The organism is Microcoleus sp. AT3-A2 (assembly GCF_036705685.1).
Lineage (GTDB): Bacteria > Cyanobacteriota > Cyanobacteriia > Cyanobacteriales > Microcoleaceae > Microcoleus.
The window spans coordinates 40,428-53,124 of sequence record NZ_JAUBVF010000043.1; the positions used below are offsets into that span (position 1 = coordinate 40,428).

At 45.8% G+C, this 12,697-nt stretch carries 17 protein-coding genes; 6 read left to right on the plus strand and 11 right to left on the minus strand.

The window, feature by feature from the left end; all coding sequences use genetic code 11:
* Positions 1-3: 3 nt before the first annotated feature.
* The 10 genes from QUB37_RS20930 to QUB37_RS20975 form a co-directional block, all read right to left on the minus strand.
* Positions 4-192 (minus strand): CPXCG motif-containing cysteine-rich protein, encoded by a 189-nt coding sequence (locus QUB37_RS20930; protein WP_006635525.1) that lies wholly within the window; start codon positions 190-192, stop codon positions 4-6.
* On the minus strand, positions 176-637 hold the full coding sequence (locus tag QUB37_RS20935) for an SRPBCC family protein (protein WP_190745192.1): 462 nt from the start codon (positions 635-637) through the stop codon (positions 176-178). The genes QUB37_RS20930 and QUB37_RS20935 overlap by 17 nt, the downstream gene beginning before the upstream one ends.
* Before the next feature lie 12 nt (positions 638-649).
* A complete protein-coding gene (locus QUB37_RS20940) occupies positions 650-1,003 on the minus strand; it encodes a transcriptional regulator (protein WP_333165664.1) in 354 nt (117 codons plus the stop codon).
* 4 nt (positions 1,004-1,007) lie between these two features.
* On the minus strand, positions 1,008-1,337 hold the full coding sequence (locus QUB37_RS20945; protein WP_333165666.1) for a type II toxin-antitoxin system RelE/ParE family toxin: 330 nt from the start codon (positions 1,335-1,337) through the stop codon (positions 1,008-1,010).
* A gap of 41 nt (positions 1,338-1,378) precedes the next feature.
* Positions 1,379-1,792, minus strand: a complete 414-nt coding sequence (locus tag QUB37_RS20950) for a transcriptional regulator (protein ID WP_333165668.1) — start codon at positions 1,790-1,792, stop codon at positions 1,379-1,381.
* Positions 1,767-2,075 (minus strand): type II toxin-antitoxin system HigB family toxin, encoded by a 309-nt coding sequence (locus QUB37_RS20955; protein ID WP_333165671.1) that lies wholly within the window; start codon positions 2,073-2,075, stop codon positions 1,767-1,769. Before QUB37_RS20955 ends, QUB37_RS20950 begins: the two co-directional genes overlap by 26 nt.
* A 22-nt stretch (positions 2,076-2,097) precedes the next feature.
* Positions 2,098-3,753 carry a radical SAM protein gene (locus QUB37_RS20960; RefSeq protein ID WP_333165673.1) on the minus strand — a complete coding sequence of 552 codons (1,656 nt, stop codon included), beginning with the start codon at positions 3,751-3,753 and terminating at the stop codon, positions 2,098-2,100.
* A 205-nt stretch (positions 3,754-3,958) separates the two neighbouring features.
* A complete protein-coding gene (gene lspA, locus QUB37_RS20965) occupies positions 3,959-4,471 on the minus strand; it encodes a signal peptidase II (RefSeq protein WP_333165676.1) in 513 nt (170 codons plus the stop codon).
* A gap of 142 nt (positions 4,472-4,613) precedes the next feature.
* Positions 4,614-4,787, minus strand: coding sequence for a hypothetical protein (locus QUB37_RS20970; RefSeq protein WP_333165678.1), 174 nt, complete (start codon positions 4,785-4,787; stop codon positions 4,614-4,616).
* Complete coding sequence (locus QUB37_RS20975) at positions 4,736-5,314, minus strand: biotin transporter BioY (protein ID WP_006635529.1); 579 nt, start codon at positions 5,312-5,314, stop codon at positions 4,736-4,738. Before QUB37_RS20975 ends, QUB37_RS20970 begins: the two co-directional genes overlap by 52 nt.
* 400 nt (positions 5,315-5,714) lie before the next feature.
* Here QUB37_RS20975 and pstS point away from each other — a divergent pair, with 400 nt between their 5' ends.
* The 4 genes from pstS (at position 5,715) to pstB (ending at position 10,057) form a co-directional block, all read left to right on the plus strand.
* On the plus strand, positions 5,715-6,896 hold the full coding sequence (gene pstS / locus QUB37_RS20980) for a phosphate ABC transporter substrate-binding protein PstS (protein ID WP_333165680.1): 1,182 nt from the start codon (positions 5,715-5,717) through the stop codon (positions 6,894-6,896).
* A gap of 352 nt (positions 6,897-7,248) precedes the next feature.
* Positions 7,249-8,205: a phosphate ABC transporter permease subunit PstC gene (gene pstC / locus QUB37_RS20985; RefSeq protein ID WP_333165681.1), complete on the plus strand. Its 957-nt coding sequence runs from the start codon at positions 7,249-7,251 to the stop codon at positions 8,203-8,205.
* A gap of 32 nt (positions 8,206-8,237) precedes the next feature.
* Complete coding sequence (gene pstA, locus QUB37_RS20990; RefSeq protein WP_333160852.1) at positions 8,238-9,131, plus strand: phosphate ABC transporter permease PstA; 894 nt, start codon at positions 8,238-8,240, stop codon at positions 9,129-9,131.
* Between the two features lie 125 nt (positions 9,132-9,256).
* On the plus strand, positions 9,257-10,057 hold the full coding sequence (gene pstB / locus QUB37_RS20995) for a phosphate ABC transporter ATP-binding protein PstB (RefSeq protein WP_333165684.1): 801 nt from the start codon (positions 9,257-9,259) through the stop codon (positions 10,055-10,057).
* Between the two features lie 233 nt (positions 10,058-10,290).
* Here the strand turns inward: pstB and QUB37_RS29895 are convergent, their stop codons facing one another.
* A complete protein-coding gene (locus tag QUB37_RS29895) occupies positions 10,291-10,554 on the minus strand; it encodes an NblA/ycf18 family protein (RefSeq protein ID WP_445251225.1) in 264 nt (87 codons plus the stop codon).
* 135 nt (positions 10,555-10,689) lie between these two features.
* Between QUB37_RS29895 and QUB37_RS21005 the strand changes: the two genes are divergently transcribed.
* Both QUB37_RS21005 and QUB37_RS21010 read left to right on the plus strand, forming a co-directional pair.
* Entirely contained in the window at positions 10,690-11,286 is a 597-nt protein-coding gene (locus QUB37_RS21005; RefSeq protein ID WP_333165687.1) for a phycobiliprotein lyase, read from the plus strand.
* A gap of 293 nt (positions 11,287-11,579) precedes the next feature.
* The gene (locus QUB37_RS21010) at positions 11,580-12,338 is read left to right on the plus strand and encodes a phycobilisome rod-core linker polypeptide (protein ID WP_333165690.1); all 759 of its coding nucleotides are present in this window, start codon (positions 11,580-11,582) and stop codon (positions 12,336-12,338) included.
* Positions 12,339-12,697: the final 359 nt, after the last annotated feature.

Genomic DNA, 12,697 nt, shown 5'->3' on the forward strand with positions numbered 1-12,697 from the left:
CACTTATTCTTGATAGTCCGTATCTATTTCAATATCCAGGGTATCTTCATCTATTCTGACATACAGAACATTCGGGCGACAGCAAACCTGACAATCTTCGATATAAGATTGCTCCATACCACCGCTGATATCAACAAAAGTTGTACTCGGTTCGCCGCAGAAAGCACAGTAATATTCAGCCGTTGTTTGCATCTTTCTCGCACTCTCTTTTTGTGACTTCGTGGCGGTAGCGAAACATATCTGTTAACCGCATTTCCACCCACCAACCTAACAACAAATCGACAATCGGGCCGCCCGGTATCGAAAATGCGATCGCATCTGTTAATCTAGTCTTGCCATTTTCTGAGGTAAACTCGTGTCGGTGAGTCCAACGTGCCATCGGCCCCTCAGTTTGTTCATCAACAAACAAGCGATATTGTTCGCACTCAGTGTGAGTCGCCACCCATTTTACAGGAATCGGCCCCAATAACAAGCGAAATTCTGATACAGCACCCACATCTAATCCCCCTTCGCGGCGAATGATTTTCACCGGTTGCCAAGGCGGAGTCAAAAGTTGCAGAATGTCGGGCCTTTCGTGAAAGTTCCAGACTGCTTCAACGGTGGCATTAATCAGCGACGAATATTTAAAATTGGGCATTGTATCGTTGGGCTAGACAGTTAAGTGCGATCGCGTTTCAGCATTTGCAGTATTATCCTCTGTATCAGTACAAACAGCAACAGTTAGTTTCAATCCCAAAGTATTCAGCCAAGTTCCCAGATTATAAATCGCATCACTTCCTTGCTGCGACAGCAATTCATCCAATTTTTTTAAGTGCACTTCATATTGTTCAGGAGTCATTTTTGGTTGACCCAAAGCTTCTGCTACATCGCTGAGAGCTCGTTTTAGCAGTTCAGGTTCCGGCTCTTCCTCCTCTAATGTCGCCGTTATATAGGCGGCTGACAATGCCGGATTTTTTCTCATAGATTCAATCAAAAATGGATGATAAGGTAGGCTTTTAGGCATTGTCTTAACTCCTATAATCTGTCCAGTATTCTTTAGCTTGGCGGATATCTCTGTCTTGAGTGCTTTTATCGCCTCGGCAGATGAGCATCACAATTGTCATCCCTATTTGTCCAAAATAAATTCGGTAGCCAGGCCCATAATTTATTTTAAGTTCGCATACACCTTCCCCCACGGAGCGATAGTCTCCTAAATTACCATCAGCAATTCGGTTAAGCTTAGAGATAATCTTGGCTTGAGCATTGATATCTCTAAGCGAATCAAACCACTGATCGAAAGGCACTTTGTTATCTGGCGTAGTATAACGCTGAATTTCTCTCGGTTGGACTTCGGGCATAATTATATTATAGTGCGTCACTCATCCCAGTATCCTGGCAATTAATTATACTCAAGAAATGCCACAGGGGAAAGATAAAAAAACTTAGCTAACTTTTGAATTTGACTCGCCGTCAGTTCCCGCTTTCCATCCATCATCTCAGATACCCAAGACTCGGATTCAAAAATATCAACCAAATCTTTTTCTTGAATATTGTCCTCAACCATCAATGCTTTCAGTAGTGCGATACCTTTCAAGACTGGCATTGGCTCATGTTTTTGTTCGTAATCATAAACAAGAGTACCCAACACGTTTAAGTAATCCCGATCGTCTTGCGTGAGATTGCTCCGACTCACAATAGAATCCATCCGATTTTGTGTAGCGATTAACTCAGCTTCACAAGTAATTGGACGCGGTGGAAAAGTTGTGATTATCTCAACATAGTAGCTACTAGGAGTTTTTAAACCAGTCGTCATTTTTCCAGTTCTCCTTATCATATTCTGCATGAGTTAAAACAGAGCGGACAAACACTATCTGGTATTCATAATCGATAAAAGCAATTAACCGATAGTTATTGCCACCAATATTAAATACCGTAAAGTTACCTACTAAGTTAGCCGAAGGAAATACTTTACGAATATCTACTAAACTTTGCCATTCAGCATCACAACTACGCTGATACCACAGCAACAGACTTGTTTCAGCATTGGGCTGTGTTTCCCAAAATTCTTTTAGTCGTTTTCGGCTAATAACACGCATGAGGCTATTATAATCTAATTTACTAAACGCGACTTAGTGAATTTTCACATTCTTGATTTTGCTGTCGTGTTGTATGACTCATCGCCTCAGCCAAATGCTTCTTCAAAGTCGCCTCCGGTAGCGGCCCTTTTAAATGACTCCAAGGCAAAACATGATCCAATTCCCACTCTTGAAAAACATAAAAATCCATCTCCGGCAACTGTCCCCGCAACTCCTTAAAAGCCCGCCGATAACTGCCCAAAGTATCGCCGTAATGTCGCACTAATTCCAACAGCCGAGACAACCGCCGATCGCCCTTCGACAACAAACCCTGAATCACAGACCAGTTATAGCTTTCAGGTCTAAATTCTAAACCTAACTTCCGCAATTCTTTATCTAAAAACTTCAGCCTCTTCTCCGCATCTTTATTCACTCCAAACCACTGAAAAGGAGTGTGAGATTTCGGAACAAAAGTGCTGCATCCCAGAGTCAACCGCAAGCCGGGAGCAGCTTTTCTAATCGCCCGCATCATCGCCACCGTCTCCTCTAAATCCTCCATTTCTTCGCCTGGAATTCCCGCCATCCCGTACAGTTTAATTCCCTTTAAGCCGCCAGCCTTAGCATTGCTCGCCGCTTGAATAATTTCGTCATTTGTGAGTTTTTTGTTAACGATTTTGCGGAGGCGATCGCTCCCACTTTCCACCGCAATAGTCACAGATTTACTGTCTCTGTTTGTCAATATTTCTGCCAATTTAACTGTCACCGTATTCGTCCTTACCGAAGAAAGACTCAACCGCACGCCGTCGTATTTTGGATGATTCAAATGATCCAGCAACGCTTCAAATTCCGGGTGCTGAGTGACAGAAGCACCCAACAAACCCAAACGATTAGTCACAGCTAAACCGCGATCGATCGCCGGAATTAGCGAAGCCTCCAAACTCGCAGTTCTAAACGGCAAAGTCAGATAACTTGCCAAACAAAAACGGCACATTTCTGGACAACTCCGAACCACTTCCACCATGTAAATATTTTCCCAAGCCGCTTTTTCTGTCACCACAGTGGAAGCAGATAAAGTATTGCCGCGATAAGTCTGTTTTTCAACCACACTGGGAATTCCCGAATCGACAGGCTGAATCGATTTAATACCCTCCGTCGCATCCAGATAAGTTACTTCATACAAACTGGGGACGTAAACTCCCGGAACTTGGGCTAAATGCCGCAATTTAGTTTGTCTGTCGGCGGTACGGACTTGTTTATAAGCATCAATAAAATTGTCTATGAGATGTTCGCCATCTCCCAGCAAAATCACATCAAAAAACTCGGCAAAAGGTTCTGGATTAGCAGTAAAAACCGGGCCACCGCCGAATACAATCGGATGATTATCCGTTCGTTGTGACGCCCAAATCGGAATTTCTAGAGATTCCAATAAATTTAGAATATTTACATAGTCTAGTTCCCAAGAAAGCGAAAATCCCAGTAATTCTGGATGTCGGGGAAGTTGTTCGCGGATATCAGTAAATAAACGGCCCACTTCAATATCCGATCGCACAGCCAAAGTTGCCCACACTATCTGATAGCCGAGACTGGTAATACCTACCGTGTACTCGTTGGGAAAAGCAAAAATAGTCGGGATAGCATCAGCATCGGGGGTTGCTGGGGCAAATAGTAAGCGTTCTTGAGCAAATGGATTAGGATTCACGGGCAAATTTAGTTTTAACAATAGGTCTGTTCTTATCTCATTTTAAGCCATTTCCAAAGTCATTGTAGGGTGCGTCAGGGTTGAATGTGGCGACTACAAACTAAGGATCTCCCCGCTGACGAACCCTACAGTTAGTTAGCTGTTACATCCGTTACATCCGAAGAAAGCAAATCGGTTTGCAAACTTCCTTCTTGCTTCTTCAAATTTACTCTGAAATAGAATTGCGATCGTCCTGACTTTTCGGAGTCGGCGGTGCAGTGTGAAAAGTTGCAATCAGCAAACAGACAATCCCAGCATTAATAAACACATCGGCTAGGTTAAATACCGGGAATCGAATGATCCGAAAATCGATAAAATCTACAACGTGGCCCGAAACAAATCGATCGATCCCGTTCCCCAGTGCTCCCCCCAAAATCAAACCGTAGCCAGCTTGTTCCCAGCGGTTAATACGCGGCCCGAACCAAGCCAGCACAATCAATCCCACACTAACGCCCAAAGACAGCCACCGCAACCAAATCGCCCCGCCATTGCTGAACAGACTAAAAGCCGCACCGGTATTAACAACATAAGTGAAGTGAAACACCCCAGGTAACAGCGCCTGCGTCTGCGGAGGAACCGTCAAGTCAAAATTTTGTACCACCCAAAACTTAGTCAGGTGGTCTAAAACTAAACTGATAACAGCAGCAATCCAAAACAAGGGATTTCTTTTAAAACGCATGAATTAAGCAATAGAAAATGGGGCATCGGGCATGAGAGAATTTACTCCCATCTCACTTGTCATTGCGAGCAGAATGCAGTGCAGCAAAGCAATCCCAGCCGCAGCGCGATGACTCTCCCGTTGGGCAATGTATAGTATAACCTTATTTTGCACAATTACCAGTTACCTCTTCCTTCTTCCTTCTTCCTTCTTCCTTCTTCCTTCTTCCCTCTTCCTTCTTCCTTCTTCCTTCTTCCCTCTTCCTTCTTCCTTCTTCCTTCGCAATTAATAAAACATCAAGCGGCGTAAAGTAAATGACAGCACTGCGATCGCACAAACTACCGCCAATTGCCCTGGCAGGGGATAAACCGAATATTTAAGAATCTCATCGAATAAAGGTGTTTTTTTAGCCGGAGGTAGCCAATAAGTAAAAATTAGATAAATTAAGCCGATCGCGTGAACTGTGAACAAACCGCACAGACAGCTAAAAGCCATAGATTCCAGCCGCGAAGCCACCTTAAAAGCCACCCAGCCGCACACCCAAGCACCAGGCACAAAACCCAGCAAATACCCAAAACTCGCTTCTTTGAGATAGCCGATGCCGCCGCCTTGAGAAAAAACTGGCCACAAAGTTAATCCTAATGCCAAATAAGCAATTTGCGAGAGAGCCGCAGCATTTTTCCCCCCCATGCAGCCTACTAGCAAGACGGCTCCAATTTGATAGGTAACACCTAAAGAGTAGGCCTGAAGTCCTCGATCGTCCCACAACCCAATCGGAATTGTGACAGATGCAGGCAAAAAAGTGCCTCCTATCGTCAGGAGCAAACCAATAACAGCCCAGATTAATTCAATAGGAGCAGGCATTATCATCAAACGGCATTCGTCAGAAGGTATAAGGCAGAAGGCATTTGTCAGAGGCAAGCTTCAATGCCCGCAGCTTTTAAATTCTCAATACTAGCACTACTGTCAAAATAACCACCATTGTATGGTTTTCTGGCTCTCAAGCCTCGATCTTGTGATAATTTAATGAGGAATTTTTCGCGATCCTCTTCGAGGGCTTCGCTAACGGGCGATCGACTACTTGTTTCCGTAGCTATTTCTCTGCCATATATCTTATAAAGTCACACTTGTCAAGCTCATTAATAACATTAATAATATTAATATTAAATTGCGATTAAGTGTAAAGATTCTTAACCTAACCTTTACTTTTGCGCGCTATGCTGATGCGGGACACCCCTATAACGATCGAAACTTTTGTATACCTATGCTTTTTCGTCTCAACTTGATTAATCCAAACCGTTTGACTACTGCAATTTCCGCTATGGCGATCGCCCTCAGCCTCGCAGCTTGTGGCAGCAGCACAACCACAGGCAGCACAACCACCCCCGGCGACACCGCAGCATCCCCTAACGCATCCCCCGTTGCAGCCACCGGCACAGCAACTCCCAGCAAACTAGCCTTAGCCTCAGACGTAGCCATCACCGCAGCCGGCGCGTCATTCCCCGCCCCCCTTTACCAGCGTTGGTTTCAAGACTTCAACAAAATCAACCCCAAAGTACAAATTAACTATCAATCAGTAGGCAGCGGCGCCGGAGTCGAACAATTTACCAAAGGCACAGTAGACTTTGGGGCCAGCGATACCGGCATGAAAGACGAGGAAATCGGCAAAGTTCCAGCAGACAAAGGCGTGATCTTGCTGCCCATGACAGCCGGCAGCATCGTCATCGGCTACAACCTGCCAGACTTAACCGAACCACTGAAACTGCCACGGGATGTTTACGCAGATATCTTCGCCGGTAAAATTACCAACTGGAACGATCCCAAAATTGCAGCCGCCAACCCGACCGCTAAATTGCCAGACCAAGCCATCACCATCGTCCACCGTTCCGACGGTAGCGGTACCACCGCCGTCTTCACCAAACACCTGAGTGCCATCAGCCCCGACTGGAAAAGTGCAGTAGGTGACGGCAAAACAGTACAGTGGCCCGTAGGCGTAGGCGCAAAAGGCAACGAAGGCGTCACAGCCCAACTCCTGCAAACCGTCGGCAGCATCGGCTACGTAGAATACGGATACGCCAAAAACAACAATCTCAAATTTGCATCTTTGGAAAACAAAGCAGGCACATTTGTAGTACCTACCGACGAGTCAGCTTCTCAAGCTTTAGCGACTGTGCCGCTGCCGGAAAACCTGCGAGCATTTATCGAAGACCCCGAAGGCGCTCAATCTTATCCAATTGTCACCTACACTTGGATGCTCGTCCCCAAAACAGTTGCTGACCCCAGCAAAGCTAAAGTCATCGAGGCGATGGTTGAATACGGCTTAACTGAAGGTCAAAAAGTTAGTTCCGAATTGGGCTACGTGCCTCTACCCCAAAACGTTAGAGAAAAAGTAGCCGCGGCCGCAGACGGCATCAGCCCAGACTATAAGATTGAGGTTGCCAAATAGTAATTGTTGACTGTTGACTTTTGACTGTTGTCCGTTGTCAGAGGGAACAAAAGCCCTTCGGCATTGCGCGTGCGGGTAAAAATCAGGAAGAACGAAGAGAGATATTTCTGTGGGGCGGGTTTTACCAGAAATATTTGTTAAAAAGTCAGGGGATTAATAAATCCGCCCCTCTTCTATGTAACAATCGGTGCATCTGTGTAGGGGTGGGTTTTACCAGAAATACTTGTTGAAAAGTTAGGGGATTAATAAACCCGCCCCTCTTTGATTTTATTTATGGTCTTTCTTTCTGCTTCTTTCTAGCTTTTTCCGAAACAGGCTATTTTCGGCTACTATATATTTGGTTTTTTTTTCTATGATTTCAGATAATCACAGCGCTCAATCAGATAGCCGATCGCGCTCTGGGGCAGAAAAATCCTTAGATCAAGGCTTTATCTGGCTCACGGGGATTTTGGGCATAGGAGTAGGTGTAATTTTGCTGGTAATCGCGCTCACCGTTGCTTATCGGGCTTTACCGGCGATTCAACAGTACGGTTTGGGCTTTCTGTTTGGTAGTGATTGGAATCCGGTTAAAGAAGAGTACGGTGCGCTGCCGATGATTTACGGGACGATCGTCAGTTCGGCGATCGCGCTCCTAATTGCAGTACCATTAGGAGTAGGGACTGCCATTTTCTTGAGCGAGGACTTTCTGCCGCTACCAGTGCGTACAGCTTTGGTTTTTTTAGTAGAACTTTTAGCCGCCATTCCCAGCGTAGTCTACGGTTTGTGGGGAATTGCTGTATTGATTCCCATTATTACCACTCTCGGCAAGTTTCTCAACGGCACTTTCGGATGGCTGCCGATTTTTAGCACGTCGCCAGTGGGGCCGGGAATGTTACCAGCCGGAGTAATTTTGGGAATCATGACTTTGCCCATTATTACTGCTATCTCCCGCGACTCTTTGGCAAGTCTCCCGCCCGACTTGCGACAAGCATCTCTAGGTTTAGGAGCTACTCGCTGGACAACAATTTTTAGAGTGCTCGTACCCGCAGCTTTTTCCGGCATTGTCGGCGGAATCATGCTTGGGCTCGGTCGCGCCATGGGAGAAACAATGGCTGCAACTCTGTTAATTGGCAATTCCAATCAGTTAAGTCTTTCTGTGCTAGCTCCGGCAAATACTATTGCTTCTCTGATGGCAAATCAGTTTGCGGAAGCCTCCGGGTTGCAAGTAGCAGCTCTGATGTACACTGGGCTAATTCTGTTTATTATGACACTGATTGTTAATATTTTGGCAGAGTGGATTGTTTCTCAAGTAAGAGCGAAGTACAACTAGAAGTTTGCCGCCATTCCCTACATATTTAGTTTATGTCAAATAGCGTCTCCGATGAGAATCCTTTGGTATCGAAAACAGGCAGTTTAAAGAAGGTTAAAAACAGCCCGCAATCGCTGTTTAGTCTGGGGATGACTGTACTGGCTGGAGCTAGTCTGGCCATCACTCTGCTGCCTTTGTTTGCAGTTCTTTCCTATGTCACCGTACAAGGTTTCAATCGCCTGAATTTAGACTTGTTTACCAAGCTGCCACCGCCGCCCGGACTATCGGGAGGCGGTATTGCTAATGCAATTCTCGGTACATTGATGACGGTGGGAATTGCTTCTTTAATTGCTGTTCCTTTTGGTGTATTAGCCGCCGTTTATTTGTCGGAGTTCAGCAGCGGCCAAGTAGCTCGCTGGGTGCGCTTTGCTACTAATGTCCTCAGCGGCGTTCCTTCGATTATTGCAGGGGTATTTGCCTACGGTTTGTTCGTGGTAAATATGGGAGGTTTTTCGGCAATTGCAGGGGGTGCGGCGCTGGCCGTGCTGATGTTGCCGACGATTGTGCGGACTACTGACGAAGCTCTACAAATCGTCCCGCAAGATATTAGATGGGCGTCGGTTGGTGTGGGTGCTTCTAATTATCAGACGGTGTTGCAGGTGGTTTTGCCTGCGGCAATTCCGGCTATTTTAACGGGTGTAACTCTGGCAATTGCTCGCGCTGCTGGAGAAACGGCTCCTTTGATTTTCACGGCACTAAATTCGCCTTTTTGGCCGGCAGGATTTGATAAGCCAACTCCGAGTCTTTCGGTTTTGGTGTACAACTTTGCAACGGTTCCTTTTAAGGCACAGAAAGAATTGGCCTGGGCGGCATCTTTGATTTTGGTGATTATGGTTTTGCTGACGAGTATTCTTTCTCGTTGGGCTACTCGCCAAAAAGTTTATTGAAGGAAGAAGATTTTTAGACTTGGCGAACGGGTAAAAAGAAGGAAGAAGGAACATTTTCCCCATCTCCAACTTGATCACTCTCATCTTCTCCTTATTTTGTAAAATTCGATTGGATACTTACCTGTATGATGATGGATTTAGACAAGCAAACGGAAACAGTTTTACGGACAGAAAATATCAATATTTTTTACGGCGCTTTTCACGCGGTTAAAAATGTTTCAATGGAGATTCCTAAAAATCGCATTACTGCCTTGATTGGGCCGTCTGGCTGCGGTAAAAGTACAATTCTCCGATGTTTTAACCGCCTCAACGATTTAGTGAGTGGTTTTCGTTTAGAGGGTAGAATTGATTACCACGGTCAAAATCTTTACGATTCTGATATTGATGCTGTGGCGGTGCGCCGCAAGATTGGGATGGTGTTTCAAAAGCCGAATCCTTTCCCGAAGTCGATTTATGACAATATTGCTTACGGTGCTAGGGTAAACAATTATAAGGGGGATATGGATGAGCTGGTGGAAAAATCGCTCAGCCAAGCTTATTTGTGGGATGAGGTGAAGGATAAGTTGAAGCAAAGCGGTTTTTCTCTTTCGGGTGGCCAGCAGCAGCGTTTGTGTATTGCTAGGGCGATCGCGATTAATCCTGATGTAGTGTTAATGGATGAACCTTGCGCTTCTCTTGACCCGATTTCTACGATTAAGATTGAGGAGTTGATGCGGGAACTCAAGGAAAAGTATACGATTGTGATCGTTACTCACAATATGCAGCAGGCTTCTCGGGTTTCTGACCTGACTGCTTTTTTTAATGCTAAACTTTCTGACGATGGGAAGCGGTTTGGCTATCTTGTGGAGTGTGACAAGACTGAGATAATTTTCCAAAGTCCAAAGGAAGAGTCTACTTTGGATTATGTCAGCGGCCGTTTTGGTTGAGTCCCCGACAGGTTGAAGCCTGTCGCTACACAAACTCTCGTCTCTCTCGCTTGAGACTAAAAACATTTAATTTGCTGAGTATGCTAGCGACAAAAAAAACTGCATAAAACTTTTCTGAATTTAGAATCCCGCTTTCTTGGAGAAAGCGGGATTCTGCGTTTTATGATTAAAAGCTCGATCGTACTTTTTGCAGATACAAGCCACAGATTTTTGTGAAGAAATGCTCGAAGAGTTCACATATTCTTCATCCAATGCTTTAACAGGTTTTCTTTAACCATGTTTTGCCGCATAACTTCGAGCAAGTATTCCTGAGCTTGGTCTTGGCTTAACCTTTTGACTTCTTCGCGTAGCACTTGCAGTTTGAACTGCTGTTCCATGCTAAGGCTGGTTGTAGGCATATCCATAAATCGCTCCTCCAGTTTGCTGAGATTGATGCGAAATTGATCGAAATGACGTTTCGCAGGATTTGTTGTGTCTCCTACATTGTAAACTATCATAACATTCCCTTGACAATATGTCCAAAGTACACATTTTGAAACTAATTTGTGTCGCAAAAGTACATCAAAGTGGGGGGAGCCTTATCATAAAAAGGCGTAAAGACAGGGAAGCCTAAGCCAAAGGAGCTAGTTCGTATGGATGCAATGGAGTTTTTTCAAAGCAGTGCTGGGGAGTGGCGTTCTCAGCGCAGCACTCACCACCTCGCTTTCCGCCAAGCGGAGATTGGGGATTCAAATATTCAGGTAACGGCCCTGGGTGCGGATGACACGCGAGTCGCAGAGATTTGCAAAATGCACGAAGTTGATCCGAGCCGGGCTGCTGGGGGGGCTTTTGTGACTTGGCACGGCTCGATGGCATGGGATAAGGATGATGAGAATCATAAAGGGTCTACCGTGTTCGCGATCGTCCCCGATCCTGAAAATCCCCGACAGGGCTTGATGTTGCGGGAACGCGGCTATGCGGAAATTGTGCCTGTGGCTGGCCGTTTTGAGATGGATGATGAGGATGGGCTGCTGCTGATTACCGAATACGAGACGATGAGTTCGATCGAGCGTTTCTGGTTTGCTAATCCGAACGTGCGGATGCGGACGAGTACCGTAAAGCGCTTTGGCGGTTTCAGCACATCGACTTTTTGCACCGAAATTCGGGTGCAACCAGACTCGGATGCAACATCAGAAGCAGCAGCAGATCAAGTGGCCACCAGCGAGTTTTATTCGGCTCTGGGTTGGTAATTTGGCTGTTGGATGTTGACTGTTGACTGCTGACTGCTGACTGTTGAGTGTTGATTGTTGAGTGTTGACTGCCCACTACCCACTGCCCACTGCCCACTGCCCACTGACAACTGCCCACTGCCAACTGCCCACTGACAACAGTCAACAAATGTTACAGATTGTTGCAAAAATTCAGGAAAATCAGATTTAGATTGCGGGAATCCCCTAATCTGTATGTTGGTTAGTTGTATCCGTTTTGCTGGCAGCTCACGGTGTCAACTATTTCTGAAATTTGAGATAACGGAGATTTTAACGTGGCGCTTCCTTTATTAAGCTACGCCCCCAACAGCCAAAACCAGCGCGTTGCTGGTTTTGAAGTGGGGAGCGACGAGCAGCCGAGAATTTTCACAACTGAAAATGTACTCTCGTCTGGAGACATGGAAAATTTGATTTGGGCTGGATATCGCCAGATTTACAGCGAACACCAAATCCTCAAGAGCAACCGCCAAAAGTCTTTGGAGTCGCAACTCAAGTTCGGCCAAATTACTGTGCGGGACTTTATTCGCGGTTTGGCGACTTCTTCTCCTTTCTTGGAGCGGAATTATCAAACTAACAGCAATTACCGATTTGTAGAAATGTGCGTGCAGCGCATTTTGGGCCGGGATGTGTACAGCGAGCGCGAAAAGATTGCTTGGTCGATCGTGGTAGCCAATAAGGGGCCTCAAGGCTTTATTGACGAGTTGGTCAATAGCGATGAGTACCTGGATAAGTTCGGCTACGATACAATACCTTACCAGCAGCGCCGAATTTTGCCTCAGCGAGTTGGAGGGGAAACTCCTTTCAACTTGAAGACGCCCCGCTACGGTGAGTACCACCGTTCGCAGCTTGGCTTCCCGCAAATCATCTGGCAGACTGGCGTGCGCCGTTTTGTTCCTCAAGAGAAGCAACCGAAGGCTGGCGATCCGTCGAACTATTTGGGTATGGCGCGCAATATGCCCATGCCTGCTACTCCGCCGCAGCGCGTGCCTCTAGCTAATATCAATATCGACACGATGGTTCCCCGTCGCCGGTAATTGATGCTGCCCTGATGCAATTATTTGTGTCGGGCGATCAACTGAATCGATCGGCTTTTAAGCTGAGAGAGTTTTGAGTCTTGAGTTTTGAGGTTTGAGTTTTTTGATAAACTTGGAATCCAAAACTCGGGACTCATAATTTTTTGTCATTAGGAAGAAGGAAGAAGGAAGAAGGAAGAGGGAAGAAGGAAGAAGGAAGAGGGAAGAAGGAAGAAAAATAATTTGACCTTTTCCCATTGTTAACTATAAGTGCATAGGTGCATTTATGCAGCCACAATATAACCCACATTCCGCAGATGTCGGTCGGATTTCTTTATCAGTTGTGAAAACTTGGAAGCCAAACGCTTTTAGGCTGAAAT

Coding starts and splice junctions, on each gene's coding strand:
- QUB37_RS20945 (WP_333165666.1), bottom strand. CDS start 1,337: ATGCCCGAAGTCCAACCGAGAGAAATTCAGCGTTATACTACGCCAGAT.
- pstS (WP_333165680.1), top strand. CDS start 5,715: ATGCTTTTTCGTCTCAACTTGATTAATCCAAACCGTTTGACTACTGCA.
- QUB37_RS29895 (WP_445251225.1), bottom strand. CDS start 10,554: ATGATAGTTTACAATGTAGGAGACACAACAAATCCTGCGAAACGTCAT.
- lspA (WP_333165676.1), bottom strand. CDS start 4,471: ATGCGTTTTAAAAGAAATCCCTTGTTTTGGATTGCTGCTGTTATCAGT.
- QUB37_RS20930 (WP_006635525.1), bottom strand. CDS start 192: ATGCAAACAACGGCTGAATATTACTGTGCTTTCTGCGGCGAACCGAGT.
- pstB (WP_333165684.1), top strand. CDS start 9,257: ATGATGATGGATTTAGACAAGCAAACGGAAACAGTTTTACGGACAGAA.
- pstA (WP_333160852.1), top strand. CDS start 8,238: ATGTCAAATAGCGTCTCCGATGAGAATCCTTTGGTATCGAAAACAGGC.
- QUB37_RS20940 (WP_333165664.1), bottom strand. CDS start 1,003: ATGCCTAAAAGCCTACCTTATCATCCATTTTTGATTGAATCTATGAGA.
- QUB37_RS20975 (WP_006635529.1), bottom strand. CDS start 5,314: ATGCCTGCTCCTATTGAATTAATCTGGGCTGTTATTGGTTTGCTCCTG.
- QUB37_RS20935 (WP_190745192.1), bottom strand. CDS start 637: ATGCCCAATTTTAAATATTCGTCGCTGATTAATGCCACCGTTGAAGCA.
- QUB37_RS20955 (WP_333165671.1), bottom strand. CDS start 2,075: ATGCGTGTTATTAGCCGAAAACGACTAAAAGAATTTTGGGAAACACAG.
- pstC (WP_333165681.1), top strand. CDS start 7,249: ATGATTTCAGATAATCACAGCGCTCAATCAGATAGCCGATCGCGCTCT.
- QUB37_RS20950 (WP_333165668.1), bottom strand. CDS start 1,792: ATGACGACTGGTTTAAAAACTCCTAGTAGCTACTATGTTGAGATAATC.
- QUB37_RS21005 (WP_333165687.1), top strand. CDS start 10,690: ATGGATGCAATGGAGTTTTTTCAAAGCAGTGCTGGGGAGTGGCGTTCT.